The organism is Streptococcus sp. P25B114 (assembly GCF_053010325.1).
On the sequence record NZ_JBRKNW010000016.1, the window covers coordinates 1 to 26,921 of the forward strand.

The 26,921-nt window shown below is 40.5% G+C and carries 28 protein-coding genes, 1 pseudogene and 1 other annotated feature; of the genes and pseudogenes, 26 read left to right on the forward strand and 3 right to left on the reverse strand.

Annotated elements, in window-relative coordinates; translation table 11 throughout:
* The 12 genes and pseudogenes from ACVC7T_RS08260 to ACVC7T_RS08315 all read left to right on the forward strand — a co-directional run.
* Window positions 1-1,861, forward strand: a 1,861-nt coding sequence (locus ACVC7T_RS08260; protein ID WP_447262771.1) for a GBS Bsp-like repeat-containing protein, incomplete at its 5' end; no start/stop codon positions are given.
* Window positions 1,834-2,379: a glycoside hydrolase family 73 protein gene (locus ACVC7T_RS08265; RefSeq protein ID WP_257104284.1), complete on the forward strand. Its 546-nt coding sequence runs from the start codon at window positions 1,834-1,836 to the stop codon at window positions 2,377-2,379. The genes ACVC7T_RS08260 and ACVC7T_RS08265, both read left to right, overlap by 28 nt.
* 123 nt (window positions 2,380-2,502) lie before the next feature.
* A complete protein-coding gene (gene cps2T, locus ACVC7T_RS08270; protein WP_447262772.1) occupies window positions 2,503-3,657 on the forward strand; it encodes a beta 1-4 rhamnosyltransferase Cps2T in 1,155 nt (384 codons plus the stop codon).
* Entirely contained in the window at window positions 3,647-4,582 is a 936-nt protein-coding gene (locus tag ACVC7T_RS08275; RefSeq protein ID WP_394733097.1) for a glycosyltransferase family 2 protein, read from the forward strand. The genes cps2T and ACVC7T_RS08275 overlap by 11 nt, the downstream gene beginning before the upstream one ends.
* Entirely contained in the window at window positions 4,579-5,385 is an 807-nt protein-coding gene (locus tag ACVC7T_RS08280; RefSeq protein WP_105122571.1) for an ABC transporter permease, read from the forward strand. Before ACVC7T_RS08275 ends, ACVC7T_RS08280 begins: the two co-directional genes overlap by 4 nt.
* Complete coding sequence (locus tag ACVC7T_RS08285) at window positions 5,385-6,587, forward strand: ABC transporter ATP-binding protein (protein WP_447262773.1); 1,203 nt, start codon at window positions 5,385-5,387, stop codon at window positions 6,585-6,587. Before ACVC7T_RS08280 ends, ACVC7T_RS08285 begins: the two co-directional genes overlap by 1 nt.
* A 3-nt stretch (window positions 6,588-6,590) precedes the next feature.
* A complete protein-coding gene (locus tag ACVC7T_RS08290; protein WP_447262774.1) occupies window positions 6,591-7,634 on the forward strand; it encodes a LicD family protein in 1,044 nt (347 codons plus the stop codon).
* Between the two features lie 12 nt (window positions 7,635-7,646).
* Complete coding sequence (locus ACVC7T_RS08295; RefSeq protein ID WP_447262775.1) at window positions 7,647-8,885, forward strand: rhamnosyltransferase WsaF family glycosyltransferase; 1,239 nt, start codon at window positions 7,647-7,649, stop codon at window positions 8,883-8,885.
* Window positions 8,878-9,852, forward strand: a complete 975-nt coding sequence (locus ACVC7T_RS08300; protein ID WP_394734475.1) for a glycosyltransferase family 2 protein — start codon at window positions 8,878-8,880, stop codon at window positions 9,850-9,852. The genes ACVC7T_RS08295 and ACVC7T_RS08300 overlap by 8 nt, the downstream gene beginning before the upstream one ends.
* A gap of 4 nt (window positions 9,853-9,856) precedes the next feature.
* A pseudogene (locus ACVC7T_RS08305) lies at window positions 9,857-10,096 on the forward strand (glycosyltransferase); the annotation flags it as partial.
* A gap of 454 nt (window positions 10,097-10,550) precedes the next feature.
* A complete protein-coding gene (locus ACVC7T_RS08310) occupies window positions 10,551-12,674 on the forward strand; it encodes an LTA synthase family protein (RefSeq protein WP_394734476.1) in 2,124 nt (707 codons plus the stop codon).
* Window positions 12,675-12,931: 257 nt separating this feature from the next.
* Window positions 12,932-13,441, forward strand: coding sequence for an EbsA family protein (locus tag ACVC7T_RS08315; protein WP_125265819.1), 510 nt, complete (start codon window positions 12,932-12,934; stop codon window positions 13,439-13,441).
* Here ACVC7T_RS08315 and ACVC7T_RS08320 read toward each other — a convergent pair.
* A complete protein-coding gene (locus tag ACVC7T_RS08320; RefSeq protein WP_105110914.1) occupies window positions 13,409-13,603 on the reverse strand; it encodes a ferredoxin in 195 nt (64 codons plus the stop codon). The genes ACVC7T_RS08315 and ACVC7T_RS08320 overlap by 33 nt on opposite strands.
* Window positions 13,604-13,651: 48 nt before the next feature.
* Between ACVC7T_RS08320 and ACVC7T_RS08325 the strand changes: the two genes are divergently transcribed.
* From ACVC7T_RS08325 to ACVC7T_RS08355, 7 genes are all read left to right on the forward strand, one after another.
* On the forward strand, window positions 13,652-14,182 hold the full coding sequence (locus ACVC7T_RS08325) for an SAG1386/EF1546 family surface-associated protein (protein WP_105161126.1): 531 nt from the start codon (window positions 13,652-13,654) through the stop codon (window positions 14,180-14,182).
* Window positions 14,183-14,190: 8 nt separating this feature from the next.
* Window positions 14,191-14,868, forward strand: a complete 678-nt coding sequence (gene cmk, locus ACVC7T_RS08330; RefSeq protein ID WP_105161127.1) for a (d)CMP kinase — start codon at window positions 14,191-14,193, stop codon at window positions 14,866-14,868.
* Window positions 14,869-14,894: 26 nt separating this feature from the next.
* Window positions 14,895-15,023, forward strand: a sequence feature (ribosomal protein L20 leader region).
* 40 nt (window positions 15,024-15,063) lie between these two features.
* Window positions 15,064-15,570, forward strand: a complete 507-nt coding sequence (infC, locus tag ACVC7T_RS08335; protein WP_105161128.1) for a translation initiation factor IF-3 — start codon at window positions 15,064-15,066, stop codon at window positions 15,568-15,570.
* A gap of 27 nt (window positions 15,571-15,597) precedes the next feature.
* A complete protein-coding gene (rpmI, locus tag ACVC7T_RS08340; RefSeq protein WP_024375714.1) occupies window positions 15,598-15,798 on the forward strand; it encodes a 50S ribosomal protein L35 in 201 nt (66 codons plus the stop codon).
* 52 nt (window positions 15,799-15,850) lie between these two features.
* Window positions 15,851-16,210 carry a 50S ribosomal protein L20 gene (rplT, locus tag ACVC7T_RS08345; RefSeq protein ID WP_105110910.1) on the forward strand — a complete coding sequence of 120 codons (360 nt, stop codon included), beginning with the start codon at window positions 15,851-15,853 and terminating at the stop codon, window positions 16,208-16,210.
* Between the two features lie 413 nt (window positions 16,211-16,623).
* On the forward strand, window positions 16,624-17,298 hold the full coding sequence (locus ACVC7T_RS08350; RefSeq protein ID WP_105122580.1) for a response regulator transcription factor: 675 nt from the start codon (window positions 16,624-16,626) through the stop codon (window positions 17,296-17,298).
* A complete protein-coding gene (locus ACVC7T_RS08355) occupies window positions 17,288-18,646 on the forward strand; it encodes a sensor histidine kinase (RefSeq protein ID WP_447262776.1) in 1,359 nt (452 codons plus the stop codon). Before ACVC7T_RS08350 ends, ACVC7T_RS08355 begins: the two co-directional genes overlap by 11 nt.
* A gap of 61 nt (window positions 18,647-18,707) precedes the next feature.
* Here ACVC7T_RS08355 and rpsT read toward each other — a convergent pair whose 3' ends face one another.
* Together rpsT and coaA are read right to left on the reverse strand one after the other, a co-directional pair.
* The gene (rpsT, locus tag ACVC7T_RS08360) at window positions 18,708-18,956 is read right to left on the reverse strand and encodes a 30S ribosomal protein S20 (protein WP_170239180.1); all 249 of its coding nucleotides are present in this window, start codon (window positions 18,954-18,956) and stop codon (window positions 18,708-18,710) included.
* A 58-nt stretch (window positions 18,957-19,014) separates the two neighbouring features.
* Complete coding sequence (gene coaA / locus ACVC7T_RS08365; RefSeq protein ID WP_105122582.1) at window positions 19,015-19,935, reverse strand: type I pantothenate kinase; 921 nt, start codon at window positions 19,933-19,935, stop codon at window positions 19,015-19,017.
* Window positions 19,936-20,089: 154 nt separating this feature from the next.
* Here coaA and ACVC7T_RS08370 point away from each other — a divergent pair, with 154 nt between their 5' ends.
* From ACVC7T_RS08370 to ACVC7T_RS08400, 7 genes are all read left to right on the forward strand, one after another.
* Window positions 20,090-20,680 carry a class I SAM-dependent methyltransferase gene (locus ACVC7T_RS08370; RefSeq protein WP_105110906.1) on the forward strand — a complete coding sequence of 197 codons (591 nt, stop codon included), beginning with the start codon at window positions 20,090-20,092 and terminating at the stop codon, window positions 20,678-20,680.
* Window positions 20,677-21,954 carry a pyrimidine-nucleoside phosphorylase gene (locus tag ACVC7T_RS08375; RefSeq protein WP_447262777.1) on the forward strand — a complete coding sequence of 426 codons (1,278 nt, stop codon included), beginning with the start codon at window positions 20,677-20,679 and terminating at the stop codon, window positions 21,952-21,954. Before ACVC7T_RS08370 ends, ACVC7T_RS08375 begins: the two co-directional genes overlap by 4 nt.
* Window positions 21,955-21,970: 16 nt before the next feature.
* Window positions 21,971-22,633: a deoxyribose-phosphate aldolase gene (deoC, locus tag ACVC7T_RS08380; protein WP_394718062.1), complete on the forward strand. Its 663-nt coding sequence runs from the start codon at window positions 21,971-21,973 to the stop codon at window positions 22,631-22,633.
* A complete protein-coding gene (locus tag ACVC7T_RS08385; protein WP_105110903.1) occupies window positions 22,620-23,009 on the forward strand; it encodes a cytidine deaminase in 390 nt (129 codons plus the stop codon). Before deoC ends, ACVC7T_RS08385 begins: the two co-directional genes overlap by 14 nt.
* A gap of 78 nt (window positions 23,010-23,087) precedes the next feature.
* Window positions 23,088-24,158 (forward strand): BMP family lipoprotein, encoded by a 1,071-nt coding sequence (locus ACVC7T_RS08390; RefSeq protein WP_105110902.1) that lies wholly within the window; start codon window positions 23,088-23,090, stop codon window positions 24,156-24,158.
* 173 nt (window positions 24,159-24,331) lie between these two features.
* Complete coding sequence (locus tag ACVC7T_RS08395; protein ID WP_105110901.1) at window positions 24,332-25,867, forward strand: ABC transporter ATP-binding protein; 1,536 nt, start codon at window positions 24,332-24,334, stop codon at window positions 25,865-25,867.
* Window positions 25,860-26,921: an ABC transporter permease gene (locus ACVC7T_RS08400; protein WP_105110900.1), complete on the forward strand. Its 1,062-nt coding sequence runs from the start codon at window positions 25,860-25,862 to the stop codon at window positions 26,919-26,921. Before ACVC7T_RS08395 ends, ACVC7T_RS08400 begins: the two co-directional genes overlap by 8 nt.

Genomic DNA, 26,921 nt, shown 5'->3' on the forward strand with positions numbered 1-26,921 from the left:
TATCGCAGGTAAGGTATCGGCTAGTGTTACCAATACAGCAACAGGTTTCAACGTGGCACTTTCTAATGTTCCATCAACAGTTTCCAGTGTTGTAGTTCCAGTTTGGTCAGCTAATGGTGGTCAGGATGATATGAAGGTCTACCGTGCTAACCGTCAGTCAAACGGTCAATACACTTTTGCAGTAGCGACTAAGGACCATAAAAACGACACTGGCACTTACAATATGATTGTTTACGGACAAAATGTTCAGACTAGGAAGCTGGATACACTCCTCAGTGGCAGTCATAACTATTCAGCTACCAGTCAATCATCGACTGCTCCAGCCGTATCTAAACCAGCCGAAGCTTCTAAACCAGCAACTACACCGGCAGTAGCCAAGCCAGCCGAAACGCCAAAAGCAACTGCTATCGCAGGTAAGGTATCGGCTAGTGTTACCAATACAGCAACAGGTTTCAACGTGGCACTTTCTAATGTTCCATCAACAGTTTCCAGTGTTGTAGTTCCAGTTTGGTCAGCTAATGGTGGTCAGGATGATATGAAGGTCTACCGTGCTAACCGTCAGTCAAACGGTCAATACACTTTTGCAGTAGCGACTAAGGACCATAAAAACGACACTGGCACTTACAATATGATTGTTTACGGACAAAATGTTCAGACTAGGAAGCTGGATACACTCCTCAGTGGCAGTCATAACTATTCAGCTACCAGTCAATCATCGACTGCTCCAGCCGTATCTAAACCAGCCGAAGCTTCTAAACCGGTCTCTACACCAACAGTAGCCAAACCAGCCGAAGCTTCTAAACCAGCAACTACACCTGCAGTAGCCAAGCCAGCCGAAACGCCAAAAGCAACTGTTATCGCAGGTAAGGTGTCGGCTAGTGTTACCAATACAGCAACAGGTTTCAGCGTGGCACTTTCTAATGTTCCATCAACAATTTCCAGTGTTGTAGTTCCAGTTTGGTCAGCTAATGGTGGTCAGGATGATATGAAGGTCTACCGTGCTAACCGTCAGTCAAACGGTCAATACACTTTTGCAGTGGCGACTAAGGATCATAAAAACGACACTGGCACTTACAATATGATTGTTTACGGACAAAATGTTCAGACTAGGAAGCTAGACACACTTCTAACTACCAAACATGATGTCAAATCAACGACCTCGCAAGCATCGCAACCAGCCAAACCGTCCCAACCTTCTACGCCTGCAACGACACCTGCAATAACAACTCCTCAAACGACAACGACTGCTCGTTCAAAGACAATCTTTATTGATCCAGGTCATGGTGGTCGAGATTCAGGGGCGTCTTATGGCGGAGTATATGAGAAAAATCTTGTTATGTCAGTTGCAAACAAGTTGAAAAATAATCTATTGCAAATGGGATACAACGTTTTGATGTCGCGTACAGGTGATGCTTATGTTGACTTTGTTACAGAACGTTCTCGTCGTGCAAATCAAAGTAATGCGGACTTGTTTGTTAGCTTGCACTTCAATGCCACTGGTGCGGGCATTACTAATGCAAGTGGTATTGAGACCTACTGGTATCAAGCTTATCCTGAGTACCAACCAAAAATCAATCAAGCCAAGCATAATGATCCAACACGATTAGCAGAGAGTCAGCTTCTTGCTAATAAGGTTCAAGCCAACCTGGTTCGCGAGACTGGTGCGGTAAACCGAGGTGTAAAACGAAATACATTTGCTGTACTTCGCGAGACAGCAATTCCTGCTGTTCTTGTTGAGATGGGCTTCATGGATAATCCAACAGAGCTTCAAAAAATCAAACAAGATTCTTATCATGTTCGATTGGCAAAAGCTTTAGCGCAAGGAATCAATGAATGGTATGGTGCAGTTGGGGGAAAGTAGTTGTTTCTGAACAAGGCGCAAATCACCGTCAGTCATCTAATGACACTCTTGTTCAGACATCAAAAAATCAACAATTATTTATCAATAGTCTCGTATCAGCTGCTAAAACCACGGGTCTAGTTCCGAGTGTGGTAATGGCCCAGGCTATTCTTGAGTCAGCATGGGGCACATCTCAATTGGCTACCCAAGGGAATAACCTTTTTGGAATCAAGGCAGACGCCTCTTGGAAAGGTAAGACGGTATCAAAACAAACGACAGAGTTCCGTAATGGAAAAGCAGTCCAAGAAACGGCACATTTTAGAGCCTATAACACCGTATCAGAAAGTATCCAAGATTACAGTAAATTCTTTACATCATCACCTTGGAGAACACAAAATTACAGAGCCTATACCCAGGCCAAAGATTATCAGACGGCAATTGCTGCTTTGCAAAAATCAGGCTATGCAACAGACCCAAAATATGGAGAAAAATTGCTGTCCTTGATTCAAAGATATGGATTGAACAAGTTTGATAACTAAGGATTTTACCCGTAGGATAAGTCATCATTTTTGATGGCTTTTTCTGCGTTGCCTAATGTCAAAATAGCGGATTACCTGATAAAATGCTATAATAGAAAGAACTGCAGTTAAATGGAGAGGTTTATGCAACACGTTTTTATTATAGGCAGTCGTGGCTTGCCTGCAAAGTATGGTGGCTTTGAGACCTTTGTCCAGCAACTGGTCAGTCACCAAGAATCAAAAAATATACACTACCATGTGGCTTGCCTGTCAGACACCAGTCATCAGGAGCACTCGGCTTATTTGGGGGCGGATTGCTTTACCATCAATCCTCCTAAATTAGGTCCGGCCCGCGTTATCGCCTATGACATGATGGCCATTTCCTACGCTCTGCGCCTGGTCAAGGACCAGCAGATGCAGTCCCCGATTTTCTATATTTTGGGAAATACCATAGGTGGTTTCATAGCTCCATTTGCCAAGAAAATTAAGGATGTTGGCGGTGTTTTATTTGTCAATCCTGACGGTTTAGAATGGAAACGTGCCAAATGGCCTAAGCCTGTGCAAGCTTATCTGAAACATGCTGAGAAAGCGATGGCTAAGCAGGCCAATCTCATCATTGCAGATAATGAGGGGATTGAGGCCTATATTCAATCAGCCTATCCGGGGACTAAGACCACATTTATCGCTTACGGGACTGATTTGAGTCAGACCAGTCTGACTAGCCAATCAGAGCAAGTACGGCAGGCTTTTGCCAACTGGTCCATCCGCGAAAAGGATTATTATTTGATTATTGGGCGTTTTGTTCCTGAAAATAATTACGCGACAGCTATCAAGGAGTTCATGAAGTCGAGCACTCAGCGTGATTTGGTTATCGTAGCCAATCATGAAGGCTCTGCCTATTTCCAAAAGCTAAAGGAAGAAACGGGCTTTGAGAGAGATGCGCGAATCAAGTTCATCGGGACGGTCTATGATCAGGATTTACTCAAGTATCTGCGGCAGGAATGTCGAGCTTATATTCATGGGCATGAAGTGGGTGGAACCAATCCAAGTCTTTTAGAGGCGCTAGCTCAAACGAATGAAAATCTTGTTTTAGGTGTGGATTTCAATCGCAAAGTCGCACAAAATGGCGCTCGCTATTGGACCAAGGAAAGTGGAAATCTGACCCAACTAATCAACCAAATTGATGGACAAGAAGAAGCAGTTGAGCTAGGGCAGATTGCCAAAGAGCACATGCGAATGGACTATACTTGGGAGAAGATTGTCCAACAATATGAGGAATTATTTTTACATGAACGTTAACATACTCATGTCGACCTACAATGGTCAGGAGTTTTTAGCAGAGCAAATCCGCTCTATTCAGGCCCAGACCTTTACGGACTGGATGCTCTTGATACGAGACGATGGCTCTAGGGACAGGACACGTGAAATTATCGCTGATTTTGCCCAGCAGGATAGCCGAATTCACTTTATCAATCCCGACAGCACCGAAAATCTAGGCGTCATCAAAAGTTTTCACGCCTTGGTGCAATACAAGAGGGCTGATGTGTATTTTTTCAGTGATCAGGATGACGTCTGGTTACCAGATAAACTAAAGGTGACTTTGGAGACGGCTCAAGCCTATCCAGCAGACCAGCCACTCATGGTTTACACAGACTTAAAGGTGGTTAACCAAGACTTGCAGGTCATGAATGAAAGTATGATTCGCAGCCAGTCTCATCATGCCAATACCGAGCTGGTTCAAGAATTGACTGAAAATACAGTGACAGGCGGAACTAGCATGATAAACCACGCTCTGGCTGAACTGTGGACGGTGACAGACGACATTCTCATGCACGACTGGTATCTGGCCTTGTTGGCGACAGCATTTGGAACATTAGTCTACGTTGACCAGCCGACGGAATTGTACCGCCAGCATGCTGAAAATGTCTTGGGAGCTAGAACCTTGTCCAAGCGATTCAAAAAATGGATTCGGCCCCATGTACTTTTCTCCATTTACTGGGACTTGATTCACAATAGTCAAAAGCAAGCAAGCCATCTGCTGGCTCTGCCTTTGGCGCCAACCGATAGAAATCTGGTCGAGGCCTTTGTGACTATAATGGATAAGCCTATGTCAGAACGCTACCGAATATTAAAAACATATGGATTGAGGAAAAACAAAGCCTTTCACACACTGGTATTTACCAGCCTCATCCTAACTAAATTTGCTTATAAGGAAATAAAATGAATTTATTCAACAAAGAAAACCAAATTCTCCTGCGGGAAATGGTCAAGACAGACTTTAAGTTAAGATACCAAGGTTCTTTGATTGGGCATTTGTGGTCGATATTGAAGCCCTTTTTAATGTTTACAATCATGTATCTGGTTTTTGTTAGATTTTTGAAATTTGATGACGGAACGCCACACTATGCGGTAAGCTTGTTGCTCGGTATGGTAACTTGGAATTTCTTTACAGAAGCCACTAATATGGGGATGTTGTCCATTGCAGCGCGTGGAGATTTGTTGAGAAAAATAAATTTTCCTAAAGAAATTATTGTCATCTCATCCATTATTGGTGCTGCGATAAATTACGGCATCAATTTGGCCGTTGTTCTGATTTTTGCGTTAATCAATGGCGTGCAATTGGATGCGGGTGTTCTCATTCTCATTCCATCCTTCCTAGAGTTGGTTATTTTGACTTCAGGAATTGCCTTTATTCTTTCGAGTTTGTTTGTCAAATACCGAGACATGGGACCAATTTGGGAGGTTGTGTTACAAGCTGGAATGTATTCTACTCCGATTATTTATTCGATAACCTACATTCTTCAGCGTGGGCACATTGGCGTAGCCAAGTTGATGATGATGAATCCAGTTGCCCAGATTATCCAAGATTTGCGCCACCATATTGTTTATGATGGGGCAACAATTTCTTGGGATATTTATGAGGATAAATGGATGGTAGCTATTCCATATGTGTTATCAGTGATTGTGTTTATCATTGGTTATAGCATTTTTAAAAAGAATTCTAAGAAATTTGCGGAGATTTTATAATGTCTAACAAAGAGATTGCGCTGAAAGTCGAATCAGTCAGCAAGAGCTTTAAATTACCTACAGAAGCGACTCAAAGTTTAAGAACAACCTTGGTCAATTATTTTAGAGGGATAAAGGGTTATAAGGAGCAACATGTCTTAAAAGACATTTCTTTTGAAGTAGAAAAAGGAGATTTCTTTGGTATTGTTGGTCGGAATGGATCTGGAAAGTCAACCCTGCTCAAAATTATTTCACAAATTTATACACCAGAAAAGGGCAATGTGAGTGTCAATGGAACCTTGATTCCTTTTATTGAGCTTGGCGTTGGTTTTAACCCTGAACTTACTGGTCGCGAAAATATTTATTTAAATGGCGCACTTCTAGGATTTTCACGTCCAGAAATTGACGAAATGTACGATGATATTGTCGCATTTGCAGAGCTAGAAGAGTTTATGGATCAAAAGCTGAAAAATTACTCTAGTGGTATGCAAGTACGTTTGGCTTTTTCAATTGCCATAAAGGCAGAGGGTGACATCTTGGTATTGGATGAGGTCTTAGCCGTTGGGGATGAGGCTTTTCAGAGAAAATGTTTTGATTATTTCAGAAAGCTAAAAGAAGAAAAGAAAACAGTTATTCTAGTAACTCACTCAATGGACTCTGCGAAGAAATTCTGTAATAAGGCAATTATGCTTGAGAATGGGAAAATCGTGTTAAATTCGACTCCTGATGAAGTTGCCAACTACTATACTATGAGTAACTTGGAAAGTTTGCAAACCAAGAAAAATTCAGCGCCAGAAGATCATAACAAGCCGTGGATAAAGTTAAAATTAAAAAGTAAGCAAGTTATTTCCAGCAACGATAAGTTAATGTTGGAATTATCTTATTACCAACCTGAGAGTGTCCCTGTTAGTTTTGGAATTTCATTAATTGATGAACATACAGATAAAACAGCTTCTGTTATAAATGATGGCATCTATGACAGTGATAAAAAATGGAAAATTACTTCTAGTACAGAAGGAGTCCATACTTTCAATTATGAGTTAGACCTGACGTCATTTAACAATAGAGATTTTGAAGTAACAGCATCGTTATTTAAATATGATGAAGAACGTAAGGAATTCACCCCATACGCATTTATTGAAAAAGAAGATATTATCCATTTCGCTATTCGTGGTGAAAAACATGATAATGGATTACTGAAGCTAAAGGGGACATGGGATTGATATATGAACAAGATTCAAGAAAGTATGCTCCAGGTTTATGAGCAAGTGAAATACATTTGTGAAGCGAATAACCTGAGATTTTTTGCCGCTGGCGGAACAAAAATAGGGGCAGTATTATGGAATGGGATAATTCCATGGGATGATGATATTGATTTAGTCATGCCACTTGAAGATCTAAACCAGTTAGTTAAGATTCTATCAAATGATATCATTGAAAATATAGGTGTTTTTGATGGAATCAATGCGCCTTATTCGGATATTGTTGGAGTAAAGGTTTTTGACAAGAGAACCATGTTTACATCTCACAACCTTTTGAATCGACCAGAGGCCTTTACAGGAGTATTTGTTGATATTTTTCCAATGGTTGGAAGTCCAAATACCAATGAAGACTTCATTGCTGAAATCAATACTATTCGAGATGAATTGTTCAAAAAACGTTTGTTTGGAGATTCTATTGAAGAAAATCTCTCTTTGGTGGAAAAATTAAAAGAGGTAATAGTACGTTATCCTTTTGATGAATCAGAGATTGTAATAAATATAGCCAATCCTAGCGCAGAATCATTTTCTAGAAAAGAATTCTTGGATGTGATACATATGCCATTTGAAAGCACTGAAATACCTGTTTCACGCTTTTATGATGCACATTTGAAACAACAGTATGGTTTTTATACAAAAGATTGGCCAGAAGATAAGCGAATTGGTTCGCATGAAAATTTTGCACTGGTTGATCTAAATCATAGTGTCCAATTTTATAGAGACTCAATTGCAAATAGCCCAATTCAAAATTACATTGTTAAAATGAGTGGAATTAAATCGAACTTGGAGTCTCAAATTTTTGCAATAGATGATAGACGAAAAGAGCTTGAAATAGTAAATGAGCAGCTAGAGTTGAAGAAACAGCAATTAGTGGTAGAAAACGAAAAATTAGAATTAGAGATTGCATCGGCAAATAATTATGTTGAAGAGCTTCTCACTTCCACAAGTTGGAGAATCACAAAACCTTTGCGAAAATTCTCGGCACTAATCAAGCAATACTTAAAAGGATGAGCGAGAACTAAAATGTTAGATAAAATAGTAAGAAGTTATAATCAAGAGGGGTGGCGAGCAACGGCCAGAAAAGTTAAACAGCGACTAGTAGGAATAGGTCAGCCAACTGCCGTCACGAATCAGTCCAATAAAATCAACATGAACCAACTACCTCAAATGCCACAATTTGAGGATTTAGCGAAGGCGGATTATTTGAATAATCCCTACCAGAAACCTGCTAAACTTACAAAAGAAAAATTAAATATAGCATGGGTATCGCCACCAGTTGGTCCCGGTGGTGGAGGTCATACGACGATTGCTCGATTTGTAAAGTATTTACAAAGTCAAGGGCATCACATCACTTTCTACATTTACCACAATAATACGATTCCACAATCCTCCAAAGAAGCCAAGGATATTTTTTCGCGTTCGTATGGAATTGATGTAGATGTGGAAGATTTAGCTGATTTCTCTAATCAAGATGTGGTTTTCGCGACTAGTTGGGAGACCGCTTACGCAGTATTTAATCTCCAATCAGAAAATCTTCATAAATTTTATTTCGTACAAGACTTTGAACCCATATTCTTTGGGGTTGGTTCACGGTATATGCTGGCAGAAGCGACCTATAAATTCGGTTTTTACGGAGTGACAGCAGGTAAATGGCTGGTCGAAAAGGTTGGTCAGTATGGTATGCAGGCGGACTATTTTGACTTCGGTGCAGATATCGATATCTATAAACCCAAAGCTCCAATTTCAAAGAAAAAAAAGATTGCCTTTTATGCTCGTGCTCATACGGAGCGTAGAGGATTTGAAATTGGGGTAATGGCTTTAAAGATCTTTAAAGAACACCATCCTGAATATGAAATCGAATTTTTTGGACAAGATATGTCTAATTATGACATTCCTTTCGAATTTGTTGACCGCGGTATTTTAAATAAGGAACAATTAGCAGAGATTTATCACGAAAGTGTAGCCTGCTTGGTATTGTCCTTGACCAACGTCTCTCTTTTGCCATTGGAACTTCTGGTTGCGGGATGTGTGCCCGTTATGAATGATGGCGATAATAACCGCATGGTGCTGGGAGATATTGAGGATATCCTCTATACGGAAGCTTATCCAGTTGCTTTGGCAGAAAAATTATGTCAAGCGGTTGAGCGAAGTAATATTGATGAGCATGCTAATGAAATGAGTGAGAAATATACTGGCTTGTCATGGGATGAAAGTTATAAAAAAGTAGAAGCGATTATCCGTCGAGAGGTACTAAATGACTAATGGGCTAAAAGCTACAGTATTTATTCCTGTTTATAATGGTGAAAATGATCACCTGGAAGAAACCCTATCAGCTTTATATAGACAAAAAACTAATTTTGAGTGGGATGTGTTGATGACTGACTCAGGTTCCTCAGATAATTCGGTAGCGATTATAGAGCGATTTGCGGAACAATACGGAAATTTACGGCTTATTCATCTAAAAAAAGAAGATTATTCTCACGGTGGCACTCGCCAAATGGCTGCTGAAATGGCCCAGGGAGAGTACATGGTTTATCTCAGTCAAGATGCTGTGCCTCACAATGAACATTGGCTCTCAGAAATGGTTGCACCATTTGAAATTACTGACAAGATTGTTGCGGTGCTTGGGAGACAAAAACCGCGGCATTATTGTTTCCCTGCCATGAAGTATGATATCAATGCAGTCTTTGGTGAACAAGGTGCAGAAGATGCAATCACCATATGGCAACGGAAGGACCCAGCACATCAGGGTCAGTACACAAAAGAATCCTTCTATAGCGATGTTTGTTCTGCTGCTCCACGAAAATTTTTGGTTGAAACAATCGGTTATAGGGATGTTGCCTATTCGGAAGATTACGAGTATGGCAAAGATGTCCTCGATGCAGGTTATTTCAAGGCCTACAATGGTCGAGCTGTGGTTGAACACTCTAACGATGTTCGACTATCAGAATACAGAAAGCGCATCTTTGACGAAACCTATAATATTCGTATAAATAGTGGCATTACTACTAAAGTGTCTATCTTGTCCCTAGTGAAAAACAGTTTAAAAGCCAGTATTAAAGATAGTCTAAGAATAGTAAGTGATAGGGATTATAATTGGAAGAGAAAGCTATATTGGCTAGCCATCAACCCACTCTTTCATATTGAAAAATGGAGAGGGATTCGACTGGCAAATAAAATCGAATTAGGGACGGATATCAAGAACTATTCGTTGGAAAAAGGGGATTAAAAGTATGAGTGAAAAACTGGCGGTATTATTACCAGCATATAATGAAGAGGTTACTATTGAAAAGGTAGTAACTGATTTTTAACGTGCGTTACCAACTGCTGATATTTATGTTTATGATAATAATTCAAAGGATACAAGGAGTGAATTGGCTAAGCAAGCAGGAGCCATCGTTCGTTTTGAACCACGTCAAGGTAAAGGAAATGTTGTTCGCTCAATGTTTCGTGAAATAGATGCGGACTACTATTGGTATCTTTTTATTTTTAAGTTATTCGACTATTTTTTAATACGTACATGTGGATTTTTGGTTTAAAAACTATAATCTTTTTAAGGTAAAAAAGGGGTGATGTATCATCATATCGAAAAAATATTTTCAAGATTTGAAATTGGAGAATTTGGTAAAATGGTTACTATTTATTCTGGCTACCGTAGTAGTAAGTTTCTATTTTACTAGTAATTATTTAATTGACAGTAGTTTGGTTGAATACCAGATTGTTCAATATAAACAAATTCTGCAAATAGGGGTGTTCTTATCTACAATTGTTATTTCGACATTGATACACTCCTACATAGATAAGAACTTTATACTAAAATTAGTTGTTTCTTATCTGCTTTATTTATGCGTGTCCTATAGTTTATTATCTACACAGAATATCAACAATGAAAATTTTTATATTTTCGCTTTTCAAAAAAATAGACTGATGGAATTATCCGGTTTAATATATGTTGTTGTTCTGATAATAGCTGCGGGTATTATTCGTATCATCTTCAAAAGACTAGCAATTAAAGAGAATATCAATTCATTGTTTCAATTAAAAGGAGAAACATCGCTGATACTGGCTCTTCTAGTTTCTTTAATTGTTATCCGAGATAGTAAACTTTTGGATAATTTAAAACAATTTTTATTTTTGACAGATATCGTAGATTTTCCAAATTTTCTCATCAATCTTTCTTATAAATTGCCACTGATTATCATTACAACATCTGTGTTAGTTTATACTTTTTGGAAGTCAGTTGAGGGGATTAGGGAGAATAATTCTACAGTTTCACTAGCAATTACTAGTAGTTTTGTATTTGCATTATTATTTAATTTCACGATACAATTTGGTATTCGCATTAAAGAGCCATTTTTGGGAAAATATATTTTCCCAGGAGCAACTTTGTTTCAAATCGTTTTACTGGCTTTGTTCTTTCTTCTACTTTATCTCATAACGAATCGATATTGGTTAGCGACCTCTTTCATCTTGTTTTCAGGAGTTGCTATTTCAATTGCAAATAGTTTAAAATTTATTTTGAGAAGTGAGCCACTTCTTGTGACAGATTTTTCTATGCTTAGCCAGTTAGATTTAGTATTTAGTTTTCTGGATGTTAAAGTATTCATAGCAGCAATGGGACTTCTAATAGTCTCCGTAGCTAGTTACCTCTATTTACGAAAGAGATATTTAAAAGGAAAAATCTTTGACAATTTTTGGAAAAGACTGTTACTAACTGTATCAACGCTTGCTATGTTAGGAAGTATATTTACTTTTTTTTATCAGCGTGAACGAGGAGTCGTAATAAAAAATGTACCAGTTTTGACTCGACTCACTAGTGGAATGAACATAGCTTTTGAAGGCCATGCAAGAAATGCAAGATATTACTCGTTAATGTATGTTTGGATGAAGCAATTAACAAAGCCAATTATATTGGAACCAGAAGGATATAGTCGCGAAACTATAGAGAAAATCGTTGAAAAGTATCAAAATCGCGCGTTAGAAATTAACAAAACACGAACTCAAGATATTTCAGATGAAACCCTTATATTCATTTTAAGTGAAAGTTTTGGAGATCCCTCGCGAATAGAAGAAGTGACTCTGTCGGAGAATGTTTTAAACAACATTAACAGTATATCGGAAAAAACAACTAGTGGATTGATGAAATCCAATAATTTTGGCGGTGGAACTGCAAATATGGAAAGTCAGGCCTTGACAGGTTTACCGATGTATAACTTATCGCCTTCTGTTTATATATATAATGTTGAAGTAATACCAAATATGGCCATTGTTCCTTCTATAAGTGATTTATTTTCTGAACAAGATAGGGTGATGATACATCTTGGAAATATAAAACTTTATTCTCGTGCAGCTGTATATAATAAAATGAATTTCACAGAAATGATAGCAGATGATGAGGATGCCACTGCTCCTACAAAAAATGAAAAATATGGTCAATTTCCGAGCGATGAATCCACTTATCAAAATGTTTTAGATAAGCTTGATGTCGATAAGAATCAGTTTTTCTCAGTTATTACATTTCAAAATCATATGCCTTGGGCAATGTCTGAACCCGCAAATATTACTGGAACAGGCGAAGGATTTACAGAAGGTGAAAATAATTCACTTTCAAATTTTGCAAGACTTCTTAAGAAAACTGATGAGGACACAGAGGAATTTCTGAAAAAATTATCAAGCTTGGACAAGAAGATAACAGTTGTATTTTACGGAGATCACCTTCCAAGCTTTTATCCCAAATCAATTTTTGCAGACAAGCCAGATAGTCAATATTTGACAGACTATTTTATTTGGTCGAATCATGGAAACAAGAAATTAAATTTACCTCTCATCAATTCGAGTGATTTTCCGGCGGCTGTGTTGGCACATACAAACTCGAAGGTTTCGCCTTATTATGCTTTGCTGACGGATGTTTTGGAACATGCTAGTGTAGATAAAAAAAACTTGACAGATGAGCAACAAATTATCGCGGATGATTTAAAAATGGTCGAATATGATTTAATTTCTGGAAAGTTTTATTTGGAAAAATATAAACAATTTTTTACGATTGAATAAGGATTGCTGAATTTTAAAATTAAGTTGGTAGAGAATTAGGGATATGACATTATTTAGGAGAATTAACTTATGGAATTAGTGAGAAATCACTTGGATAAAAAGCCTAGTTAATCTGAGCTGGCCAGGTGTGTTTCCCTTAACAACGTCATCCGTTCTGTAACACAATCGCAATCTCTTTGTAATAATTTCACACAATTTAAGGATTTTCCATAGGAAAATCCTCATTTTTGTGCTAAAATAGAAAAAGGAGGTATAAAATGATCCGACTATTTGGAAAATTAAGATACCATTGGCAACCGGATTTTGCGACCTCGATGATCTATTGGTCCCTGTCCTTGGTTCCTCTCTTTCTAGGGCTATCCCTCATTTTGGAGAGAAGTCGCCAGGTATTTATTATTTTTCTCTTGCTGTTTGCGACGATTGTCTTAGCGATTTTAGGCAGTCATCGGTACTTTCTCATTGAAGATGAAAATCTATATATCGCATCAGCAAATCTATTTAAGAATAAAAAAATTGACATTGCTTCCATCAGCAAGGTCAAGGTCAATTATTTATCTATCAGTATCTGTAGGAGAAATGAAGCCGAGGAGCTAACATTCTGCATGAGGAAGTGGCCTAAGAAATACTTCATCAATGCCTTAGCCCTTCATCCCAAATTTCAAGGCGAAATAGAGCTTGTCGACCATTTGGTCAAGCAGGATTATTTTGAAGTCTATTATTCAGATGAAGCGAAATCACTCCGCAAGAATAGCCTTGGTGGGGCATGATTTTGCAGCCAGGAGAGCCTGATTATCAGCTGGAATGCTTGTTTCTAAAGCCTCAGTATGGCTAAAAATAACGATACCGTCATCATCATAGTCAAACAAGGGCGAGTAGGTCTGACATAGACCACAGGCGATACATTTTTCAGGAATCAGTCTAATATTCATAGAATAATTGTAAACATAATAGAAAAAAAATACAAGGAGAAGCTATCAATGTCACAAGAACCATGGAATGATGAACTTTTTGAAGAAGAATTGGAAGAAGTTGAGGATGAGCAAGTGTCAGTAAGTCGTAGAAATCGAAAAGTAGGTATGATGGCGAGTAGTCGCTTGTTTACTATTTTAGCTTCAATCTTTGTTTTCTTCCTTTTGGCCATTATCATTTTGGCTATTTACCTGTCTACAGGTGGCAGTAATACTGACTCGACAGAAGGTTTTTATAATGCTGAAAATGCCCAGGTTGCAGCTTCGAGTTCATCTGAGCAAGATACAAACGCAACTGAAACGACTGAGACTACAGAAGCAGCCACTGAGGAATCATCAACAGAGGCAAGCTCCGCTGCGGATTTGGTAGATCGTGGAGATGGTACAACCACAACTGTCCAACCTGGCGAAGGTCTTGCAAGTATTGCCAACCGAGCAGGGATTTCTATGGCTGAGTTGGAACGCTTGAATCCAGAAAAAATGGTGGGACCTGGTGGTACTTGGTGGGCCAACCCGGGAGATGTAGTACGTATTAGATAAGAGGATTTATGAAATCAATTCAAATCGCCATCGACGGACCTGCTTCGAGCGGAAAGTCGACTGTGGCAAAAATTATTGCGAAAAATTTTGGCTATACCTATTTGGACACTGGTGCTATGTATCGTGCCGTTACACTGTTAGCTCTGGAAAATAAACTAACAGCTGATATGGTTGACGATATTTTAGCTCTCTTGGCTCAGTATCCGATTTCATTCGGCCGTTCGGAAGACGGCCAGCAACTGGTGTTCCTCGGTCAACGGGATGTCAGTCTAGCCATTCGTGATAACGACGTGACCAACAATGTTTCTTGGGTGGCAGCATTGGCTCCTATTCGTGAAAGATTGGTCGAACTCCAGCAAGAAATTGCCCAGGCAGGTGGCATTGTCATGGATGGTCGTGATATTGGCACAGTTGTTTTGCCTCAGGCAGAGTTGAAAATTTTCCTTATTGCCTCTGTTGAAGAGCGTGCCCTTCGCCGTTTTAAGGAAAATAAGGCGCGTGGCATTGAGACGGATTTGGAAACCTTGAAAGAGGAGATTGCGGCCCGTGACTTGAAAGATAGTACACGAGCAGTTTCACCACTCAAAGCAGCAGAAGATGCCATTACCTTTGATACAACTGGTGTTTCTATTGAAGGTGTTGTGCAATTTATTTCAGAAAAAGCGAAAGAAATCCTTGACAAGTAGTGTAGGACATGATAGAATGGTCGTATTGAGAAAAGCAGAAGTGAGAGCTTCTCGCCTTGCGACTAACGTTGTCTGGCCCTACGGATTAAGATTTCTTCGGAAAGAATAATGGTGTAGTGCGGACTTGTGTAGCAAGTCCGTTTCGTTTTTCTCGAAAAAAATAAAATGAGGTGAAAAGCCATAGCAAAGCAAGATTTGTTCATCAATGATGAAATTCGAGTGCGTGAAGTTCGTCTTATCGGTCTTGAGGGTGAACAGTTGGGAATCAAACCGCTCAATGAGGCTCAGGCCATCGCTGATCAGGCAAATGTGGATTTAGTATTGATTCAACCGCAAGCTAAACCGCCAGTTGCTAAAATTATGGACTACGGTAAGTTCAAATTTGAGTATCAGAAGAAACAGAAAGAACAACGCAAGAAACAAAGTGTTGTCACTGTCAAAGAAGTGCGTCTAAGTCCAGTTATTGACAAAGGGGATTTCGAGACGAAACTTCGTAATGCCCGTAAATTCCTTGAAAAAGGAAATAAGGTCAAGGTTTCGATCCGTTTCAAGGGTCGTATGATTACCCACAAAGATGTTGGCGCGAAAGTATTAGCTGAGTTCGCCGAAGCAACCCAAGATATTGCCATTATCGAACAACGCGCTAAGATGGACGGTCGTCAAATGTTTATGCAGTTGGCCCCAGCTTCAGATAAAAAATAAGCTTTTTACGCTAAAAGGAGAATTAAAATGCCAAAACAAAAAACTCACCGCGCATCAGCTAAACGTTTTAAACGTACAGGTTCTGGTGGATTGAAACGCTTCCGCGCTTATACTTCACACCGTTTCCACGGTAAAACTAAAAAACAACGTCGTCACCTTCGTAAAGCAGGTATGGTACATGCTGGTGACTTTAAGCGTATCAAGTCAATGCTTACACAAATGCGCTAATATAGCATCAGTATTGCATAATTACTATTTGAATTATTTGGAGGAAAATTAAATGGCACGTGTTAAAGGTGGCGTTGTTTCTCGTAAACGCCGTAAACGTATTTTAAAATTAGCTAAAGGTTACTACGGTGCTAAGCACCTCTTGTTCCGCACTGCGAAAGAACAAGTAATGAACTCTTACTACTATGCATACCGTGACCGCCGTCAGAAAAAACGTGATTTCCGTAAATTGTGGATCACTCGTATCAATGCGGCAGCTCGTATGAACGGTTTATCATACTCACAATTGATGCACGGTTTGAAATTGGCTGAGATCGAAGTGAACCGTAAAATGCTTGCAGATATCGCAGTAAACGATGCAGCAGGTTTCACAGCTCTTGCAGACGCTGCAAAAGCAAAACTTGGTAAGTAATTATCAGGAGGCTTCCTTTTGGAAGTCTTTTTGTGTTTTAGTTTCTTTTAAGTTACATCGCTTATACTAGAGAGGTCAAGCTAGGAGTATAAGAACCTGCCTTCACAGCTCAGAACCTGAGCTAAGGATAGTTTTCTGCCTAGATTGCTACAAAAATCAGAGCAAATCTGAAAACTTCCCCTTTGCGACTATAGGTTCTAGTTTTTCTCGAAATACAGTCAGTATTCCATCTCAAGCGGCCTTGATTAGCAAGAAACTATCCCATATCGAAATGCATCGCACTTGTGACTACAGGTTCTAACATCTATTCGTGCACCTGCTGCATTTAATAGTAGGAATTGTTGCTGGTTTGGCTTTTTCTAAATAGAAATATGAATGTGAAGATGTTATAATGAGTAAAAAAGGAGACAGATATGATTAAAATATTGCTTGTTGAAGACGATTTAAGCCTATCTAATTCGGTGTTCGACTTTCTAGATGATTTTGCTGATGTTATGCAGGTTTTTGATGGCGATGAGGGCCTCTATGAGGCAGAATCAGGTGTCTATGATCTGATTCTCTTGGATCTGATGTTGCCAGAGAAGGATGGATTTCAGGTCTTAAAAGAAATCCGCGAAAAAGGAATTTCTACTCCGGTCCTGATTACGACGGCTAAAGAAAGCTTGGATGATAAGGGCCACGGTTTTGAATTGGGGGCGGATGATTACCTGACCAAGCCATTTTATCTAGAGGAGTTGAAGATGCGTATTCAGGCGCTTTTGAAGCGAGCTGGTAAATTCAATGATAATCAGCTAGAATTTGGCAATGTGACTGTTGATTTGTCTACCAATATGACCTATGTGGACGGCAGTGAAATTGAGTTACTAGGAAAAGAATTTGATTTACTGGTTTATTTCTTGCAAAACCAGAACGTTATTCTTCCTAAAACTCAAATTTTTGACCGTATTTGGGGCTTTGACAGCGATACGACCATCTCAGTAGTAGAGGTCTATGTTTCAAAAGTCCGAAAGAAATTAAAGGGAACGGTTTTCGCAGACCGCTTACAGACCTTGAGAAGTGTAGGGTATATTTTGAAAAATGATCAATAAGATGAGCAAGCTCACCAAGTCGGACAATTTTTCCTACTTTATCCGCTATTTTGCCGTATTTACGCTGATTTTCATATCCATGACGGCCATTATTTTTCAACTGATGCGGTCTACCATGTATCGTAGTACAGATATCCAGTTTGACAAAATCAAGCAACATCCTGACTTGGTTTTGAATTTTGCGGCAGCTAGGATGCTGAATCCAGATTCGGAAATTATTCTTCAGCACGAGAGCAATCAAGGTAATGCGAGTGCAAATACTCTCCCAGATGATACTGATGGTGGTCCCGGTGAGCCCATTCGTTTGGGAACCAATTTCCACGTACTCTTGTATAATTCTGCGGGTGAGCTAGTCAATTCTGATGTCTTCAGTGGTTTGTCTGAATTGGCTTTTGATAAGGAAAGTTTGAAAAATGTAAAGGAAGTCAGCGTCGAAGGGCCATTTGGTGATGATGATTTCCGTTATACCACCCTGGAGTTGCCGAGTGAGGTAACGGAAAAATATTCGTCGCTAGACTTGAAATACGCGACTATCTGTGTCAATGTCAGTCAGATTAAAATGTCTATTCAGACCTATGAGCGAACAGTGGCAATTGTCATGGTCTCCTTCTGGTTTATTTCGCTGTTTGCCAGTCTTTATTTAGCTCAACTCAGTATGCGGCCAATTTTGTTAAGCTATCAAAAGCAGAAGGATTTTGTGGAGAATGCTAGTCATGAGCTCAGGACACCACTGACTGTCCTACAGAATCGCCTAGAGGGGCTCTTCCGTCATCCCAATGCGACCATCATTGAATCCAGTGAAAGCATTGCCTCCAGTCTTGCTGAAGTGCGGAACATGCGGATTTTAACCAGTAATTTGCTGAATCTGGCTCGGCGAGATGATGGTTTCCAGATTGTGATGGATGATTTGGATCCACAATATCTCGAGGAAATCTTTGACAATTTTAACATTATCGCTGAAGAGAGTGGCAAGGATTTACTTGTTACGAATCATATTAAGCAGCCTATTCGGACAGATAAGGCCCTGCTAAAACAACTCCTGACCATTATTTTTGATAATGCCTTGAAATATACAGGAGATGATGGACAAATTAGCATTCAGGCAAGAGTAAAGGATAAATTTGTGTACTTTACAGTTGCGGACAATGGAATAGGAATTAGTCAGGATGATAAGACCAAGGTCTTCGATCGTTTTTATCGGGTAGATAAGGCTAGAACGCGACAAAAAGGTGGTTTTGGACTCGGCTTGTCCTTGGCTAAACAGATTAGTGATTCCTTGAAGGGGGAAATTTCAATTCGTGATAACCAGCCAACAGGAACTATTTTTGAAATCAAGATACCGAGATAGGATTGGCAGCGCCAGTCCTATTTTTAAAATAAAAAAAGAAGTCTTGACGACTTCGATTTTATTACGCAAGTTTTGCTGCAAGACGTGCTTTGTCGCGGCTTGCTTTGTTTTTGTGAATCAAACCTTTAGTTTCTGCCTTATCGATTGCTGAGCTAGCAGCGCGGTAAAGCTCTTCAGATGGGTTAGCTTCAAATGCTTTGATTGCAGTACGCATAGCTGATTTTTGTGCTGAGTTTTTAGCGTTTTGTTTAACGTTCAATTCAGCGCGTTTGATAGCTGACTTAATGTTTGCCAATGGTTTCACCTCCACCCTTTCTTGTACTAACCATACCATTATATCTGAAAAGACTGGTTTTGACAAGTGTTATTTATTTTTTTAGATAAATTTTATCAATTTCATGGTTTTCAGCCTTGTGCAAGATAATATCCGCCCGATTGCGCGTCGGCTCGATGTATTTTTCGAGGTTGGCAAGGTTGATATTTTTCCAAGTATTTTGAGCGACTGCGATGATTTCTGGATAGGATAGCCGGGTGTAGCGATGGTAGTAGTTGCTAGAGTCATTTTTTGCAAGTTTCAGCAATTTTTGGAAGCGTTCTAAGTACCAGGTTTCGATATTCTCCACCTCGGCATCCACATAGATAGACACATCAAAATAATCGCTGACATAGAGTCGCTGGTTTTGAGGGTTCTGGAAGACATTGATTCCCTCGACAATTAGAAAATCAGGGACCTGAATTTTTTGACTTTTATCAGGGACAATATCGTAGGTTTCGTGAGAATAGACAGGAATTTCACAATTGATGCCATTTTTGATATTGTCTAAGAATCCAATCAGTTTTTCCATATCATAAGACTCAGGAAAGCCTTTTTTGTCCAATAGATTCATTTCCTCTAGGGTAGCATTGGGGTAAAGAAAACCGTCGGTGGTAACCAGTTCTACAGTTGAATGCTTGAAAGTGCGGGCAATCAAAATCTGGAGCAAGCGACTGGTAGTGGATTTACCAACAGCAACACTTCCGGAAATACCGATGATAAATGGTTGAGACTTGATGGATTTCTGGAGGAAGAGACTCTTTGTAAAGGTTAAATCTTTTCTGGCCTTGCGATAGATGTGAATGAGGTTGACCAAGGGGAGGTAGACGTCTGATACCTCATGAAGTTGGATCTTATCATTGAAACTTTTGATGGAATTGAGTTCACTCTGAGTCAAGGGGATGGTGGTTTTACGGTGAAGTTGCTGCCAGGTGGAGCGATCGATTTCTTCAAAATTTAAAAATTCATGTTTCATTTTGTTATCCTTGTTGTTGTGAGATGGTAAGAGTTAGAAAAACTCAATTGATTCAGATCAGTATACCTCTATCATTTTACCATTCATTCTAACATAGAATGTAAATTAAGTAAAACAAATTGAAAACGTTTTAATACTATGGTATAATGTAAGTATGTCTACAATGTATTTCGAAAATAATCCAGATTTAGCACATGATATTCATGAACTCCAAGTCCGTCTACTGGGACAGAATTTCAGTTTCCGAACTGATGCAGGTGTCTTTAGTAAGAAAATGGTTGATTATGGAAGTCAAGTGCTTTTAAACGCTCTTTCTATCGAAGATGAGGCAAGATTATTGGATGTAGGATGTGGCTACGGACCATTGGGGATTAGTTTGGCAAAGGTCTACCAACTGGAAGTCACAATGGTGGATATCAATAACCGTGCGATTGAATTGGCAAAATGGAACGCAGAAAAAAATGGAGTCCAAGCAACAATCTTTCAATCGGATCTTTATCAAGCAGTTCAAGGACAGTTTGATGCTGTTATTTCTAATCCACCGATTCGAGCAGGAAAAGCTGTAGTTCACCAGGTTATCACAGGAGCAAAAGAGCACTTGAAATCAGGTGGACGACTGACAATTGTCATCCAGAAAAAGCAGGGAGCACCAAGTGCCAAAGCAATAATGGAAGAAACCTATGGCAATTGTGAGATTATCAAAAAAGACAAAGGATACTATATCCTCGAAAGTGTGAAAGAATGAGAGCAGTTGATTTAATTCAGAAAAAACGAGATGGTTTGGAATTGTCTTCTGAGGAAATTAAATGGTTGATTGAGGGCTACGTGGCTGGAACAGTGCCTGACTACCAAATGTCAGCCCTGGCGATGGCCATTTACTTTAAAGGCATGTCAACGCGAGAGATTTCTGATTTAACTATGAATATGGTGGCATCAGGTGACCAGATTGACTTATCTGCTATTCCTGGTATCAAGGTAGACAAGCACTCGACTGGTGGTGTGGGTGACAAGGTAACCTTGATTCTAGCTCCTTTGGTAGCTAGTTTTGAAGTGCCAGTTGCCAAGATGAGCGGACGCGGTTTGGGTCACACAGGTGGCACTCTGGACAAATTGGAGTCCATTAAAGGGTATCAGATTGAGGTGACTCAGGAAGACTTTATCAAGCAGGTTCAGGAGACGGGAGTTGCGGTTATTGGCCAATCAGATAATTTGGTCAAGGCTGATAAGTTGCTCTATGCTCTGCGCGATGTGACAGCGACGGTGGACATTATTCCCCTGATTGCAAGCTCGGTTATGTCTAAGAAGATTGCGGCTGGTTCAGATGCCATTCTCCTTGATGTCACGGTGGGCGAAGGTGCTTTCATGAAGACAGTAGAAGAGGCGCGTGTGCTGGCTCAGACCATGGTGGACCTTGGTAAGGCTGTCGGACGTAAGACTATTGCAGTTTTGACAAATATGTCTCAGCCGGTGGGAACCAGCATTGGTAATCGCCTGGAAATCCTTGAGGCCTTGGAAATTTTACAAGGCAAGGGTAGGGAAGACGTGACAGAGTTTATCTGTGAATTGGCTCAAATCATGTTGGGACTTGCTGATGTTGAAAAGACGGTTGCGGAAGTTCGTCAGCATATTGAAAATGGAGCTGCCCTTAAGAAATTTGAGGAAATGGTTCAGGCTCAAGGAGGCGATTTAGAAGACCTCTACCGTCCGGCAAATGTTTCCCACAAGGTGGACGTATTGGCAGAGCGAGATGGCTATATTGTTGGTTTACCAGCTCTAGAATTTGGTCTATTTGCCATGAAACTAGGAGCAGGTCGAGCGGTAAAAACAGATGAACTGGACTATGAGACTGGTATTGTTTTCCACAAAAAAGTGGGGGATGCAGTCGAAAAAGGTCAGCCGATTGCAACCATCTATGCAAATGAAAATATTTCGGAAAATATGCTTACAAATTTCCAAAAAAATGTTAAAATAGATGATGCAAGTGTAAATACGAAGGAAATCATTGAAATCATTTCTTAATGTACGGAGAAAACTTATGAAATTAAATAAATATATCGACCATACCATTTTGAAACCGGAATCAACTGAGCAACAGGTTGCAAAGATTATCGAAGAGGCAAAAGAATACGACTTTGCTAGCGTCTGTGTTAATCCAACTTGGGTTGCCTACGCTGCAAAGAGGTTAGCTGGAACGGAGGTCAAGGTTTGTACAGTGATTGGTTTTCCTCTGGGAGCTAACACGCCAGCTGTCAAGGCTTTTGAGACCAAGGATGCGATTGCAAATGGTGCAGACGAGATTGATATGGTCATCAATATTGGTGCCCTCAAATCTCAGAACTATGACCTAGTATTGGAAGATATACAGGCGGTTGTGGAAGCCAGTGGCGATAAATTGGTTAAAGTCATCATCGAAACCTGTCTTTTGACCGATGAGGAAAAGGTGAAGGCTTGTCAATTGTCTCAAGAGGCCGGTGCTGATTTTGTTAAGACTTCTACTGGATTTTCTACAGGTGGTGCGACAGTGGTTGATGTTGCCTTGATGCGCCAAACAGTAGGACCAGATATGGGTGTCAAAGCATCTGGTGGTGCGCGTACCTATGAGGATGCCCTTGCCTTTATCGAAGCTGGTGCAACCCGTATTGGTGCATCTTCAGGTGTAGCGATTATGAACGGAGCTGTAGCAGATGGTGACTACTGAGTTGATAAAATTATCTGAGGAAGTGAGTAAGAAAGCCTACGTTCCCTATTCTCATTTTCCAATTGGAGCTGTCTTGGTTGCTAAGGATGGGCAAGTCTTTACGGGTGTTAACATTGAAAACGCCAGCTTTGGCTTGACAAACTGTGGCGAACGAACAGCTATTTTCAAAGCTGTTTCAGAGGGCGTCTTGGATTTTTCTGAGCTGATTGTTTATGGTCAGACAGAGAAACCAGTTTCACCATGCGGTGCTTGTCGCCAGGTCATGGCTGAATTTTTTGATAAGGATTTAAAGGTGACACTTGTTGCCAAAGATCTATCGACAGTCGAGATGACAGTCGGGGAATTACTTCCATATTCTTTTACAGACCTAAACTAGTCTGTAAGACAGTCGTTAGACTGTAGTATTATCGCCGCAACGAAAGTTGCAAAAAGAATTTTTTAGGAGGGTTCAGAAATGAACAAGAAACTTGTCGGATTTGGTCTAGCTACTGTTGCAGCTCTTACATTGGCTGCCTGTGGAAGCCGTACTGCAAACAAAGAAGCAGCATCAACAGACTCATCAGAAGTATCAGTTAAGCCAATGATCGTAACAGACATCGGTGGTGTTGATGACCGTTCATTTAACCAGTCAGCTTGGGAAGGTTTGACTGCTTGGGGTGACGAAAATGGTTTGTCAAAAGGTAGCGGCTATGACTATATTCAATCACAAAGTGAATCAGACTACGTAACAAACCTTGACTCAGCTGTTGCTGGTGGTTACAACCTTGTATTCGGTATTGGTTTCGCCTTGGAAACTGCGATTGCTGAAGCGGCTCCAAATAACCCAGAAACTCACTTTGTAATCGTTGACTCAGTTGTTCCAGATCAAGAGAACGTAGTCAGCGTTGGATTTGCAGACCACCAAGCTTCTTACTTGGCAGGTGTTGCAGCTGCTAAATCTACTAAAACAAACCACGTTGGTTTCATCGGTGGTATGGAAGGTGTCGTTATCGACCGCTTTGAAGCTGGTTTCGTAGCTGGTGCTAAGTCTGTAAACCCAGACATCAAAATCACAATCGATTATGCAGGTTCATTCGGTGATGCTGCAAAAGGTCAAACAATCGCTGCTGCTCAATACGCTGCAGGTGCAGACATTATCTTCCACGCATCTGGTGGTACTGGTAATGGTGTATTTGCTGCTGCTAAAGCTGAAAACGAAACTCGTGATGAAGCAGATAAAGTTTGGGTAATCGGTGTTGACCGTGACCAATCTGCTGAAGGTGTTTACACTTCTAAAGACGGTAAAGAATCTAACTTCGTATTGGCATCAACCATCAAAGAAGTTGGTACTTCAGTTAAAGACATCACTGAAAAAGCAGTTAAAGGTGAATTCCCTGGTGGTACAGTTGTTCAATTCTCACTTGCTGACAAAGGTGTAGAATTGGCTGAAACAAACCTTTCTGAAGATGCTTCTAAAGCTGTCGCAGACGCTAAACAAGCAATCTTGGATGGTAAAGTTGAAGTTCCAGAAACACCAGAAAAATAAGCTGAATAACATTAGTTTTCCGAAGTGGCGGCCTATCGGTCGCCCTTTTCGGAGCTGAGATTTTTCTCAGTAAAGCCTATCAAATGGTGGTAGGTTTTACTGACAAAAATGGTACAATAGTTATGTGAAAACGATTTTTCGTTTAGCGATTGTAGTCAGAAAGGAAATAGATTATGACTAAGGATTATGTCATTGAGATGCGTGAAATCACCAAAATTTTTGGTGAGTTTGTTGCGAATGACCACATCAATTTGAATGTCAGACGTGGTGAAATCCATGCCCTGCTCGGTGAAAATGGTGCCGGTAAATCAACATTGATGAACATGCTGGCTGGTCTCTTGGAACCGACTAGCGGTGAAATTGTTATCAATGGTCAACCAGTTAACATTGATTCACCTTCTAGGGCAGCCCACTTGGGTATCGGGATGGTTCACCAGCACTTTATGTTGGTGGATGCCTTTACAGTTGCGGAAAATATTATCCTCGGTAGTGAGACAACCAAGGGCGGTGTGATTGACCTCAAGAAGGCTATTGTTGAGATTAAAGAGCTTTCCCAGAAATATGGTTTGGAAGTTGACCCAACTGCCAAGGTTGCGGATATTTCGGTCGGTGCTCAACAGCGTGTTGAAATCTTGAAAACTCTCTATCGCGGAGCTGACTTGCTCATTTTCGACGAACCTACGGCTGTTTTGACTCCCGCGGAAATTGCAGAGCTCTTGAAGATTATGAAGACCCTGGTTTCTGAAGGCAAATCCATCATCTTGATTACCCATAAGCTGGATGAGATTCGTGCGGTTGCTGATACGGTAACGGTTATCCGTCGTGGTAAATCAATCGAGACAGTTCCTGTCGGGGATGCAACCAACCAAGACTTGGCTGAGTGGATGGTAGGCCGTTCTGTTTCCTTTAAAACAGAGAAAATTCCTGCCAATCCAAAAGAAGTCATTTTGTCTATTAAGGATCTGGTTGTTAATGAGAACCGTGGAATTCCAGCTGTTAAGGGCTTGAATTTGGAAGTCCGTGCTGGCGAAGTCGTCGGTATCGCAGGTATCGATGGAAATGGTCAGAGTGAGCTCATTCAGGCCATTACAGGTCTCCGTAAGGTCAAATCTGGTTCTATCAAGATTAAGGGTGAAGAAGTGGTTGGTAAGACCCCTCGTAAGATTACAGAGATGCAGGTCAGCCACGTACCAGAAGACCGTCACCGCGATGGTTTGGTCCTTCCAATGACGGTAGCCGAAAATATTTCTCTACAGACCTACTACAAAGAACCCGTTTCTAAGAATGGTATTTTGAACTACAACGTTATCAATGAAAAAGCCCGTCAATTGATGCAAGAATTCGATGTTCGCGGTGCCAGTGAATTGGTTCCTGCCAAGGCACTTTCTGGTGGTAACCAGCAGAAAGCTATTATCGCTCGTGAAGTGGACCGTAATCCCGATCTCTTGATTGTTAGCCAACCGACCCGTGGTTTGGACGTTGGTGCCATTGAATACATCCGTAAGCGTCTCATTGCCGAGCGTGATAAAGGGAAAGCTGTTTTGGTTGTCAGCTTTGAATTGGATGAAATCTTGGATGTTTCAGACCGTATTGCAGTTATCCATGATGGTGTCATCCATGGTATCGTTGACCCTGCTAAGACCAACAAGCAAGAGCTCGGTGTGTTGATGGCAGGTGGTCACATTGAGAAAGGAGAAGAACATGCTTAAGAAATATCAAAATCTGATCCTTCCTTTACTTGCTGTTGTGAGCGGTCTTGTATTGGGATCAATTGTCATGTTGATTTTTGGCTATGACCCAATCTGGGGCTATGAGGAATTGTTCTACTCAGCCTTCGGTACTATCAAGTCTGTCGGTGAAATTTTCCGTGCTATGGCACCGCTGATTTTCACTGCCCTTGGTTTTGCGGTGGCGAGTCGTGCTGGTTTCTTCAACGTCGGTTTGTCAGGTCAAGCTTATGTAGGCTGGATTTTTGCAGGCTGGTTTGCCTTGGCTAATCCAGATTTACCTCGTCCAGTCTTGATTTTGGCAACGGTAATCATTGCTATGTTAGCTGGTGGTATTGCTGGAGCTATTCCTGGTGTTCTCCGTGCCTATCTGGGAACCAGTGAGGTCATCGTGACCATCATGATGAACTACATCTTACTCTATTCTGGGAACTACATTATCCGTGATATTTTCTCAGATGATTTGATGAAAAATACGGACTCGTCTATCAACGTTTCGGCCAATGCTTCCTATCAAACAGAGTGGTTGCGGGCTTTGACAGACAATTCGCGTATGAATATCGGTATCTTCTTTGCCATTATCGCTGTTATTGTTATCTGGTTCCTCTTGACCAAGACGACACTTGGTTTTGAAATCCGTTCGGTTGGTATCAACCCGACAGCGTCTGATTATGCAGGTATGTCGGCAAAACGGACTATCATCTTGTCTATGATTATTTCAGGTGCACTTGCTGGCCTGGGTGGAGCTATCCAAGGTTTGGGTACCTTCCAGAATGTCTATATTCAAAGTGGTAACCTGGATATTGGTTTCAACGGTATGTCTGTTGCTCTTCTAGCAACTAACTCACCGCTTGGTATTCCATTTGCGGCCTTCCTCTTCGGTGCCCTATCTGTAGGTGCTCCAGGTATGGTTCGTGCTCAGATTCCACCAGAATTGATCAACGTTGTAACAGCGTCTATTATCTTCTTCATCGGTGTGAAATTTATCTTTGAGCAGTTACTCAACTCAAAAAAGAAAGCGAAAGGGGTAAAATAA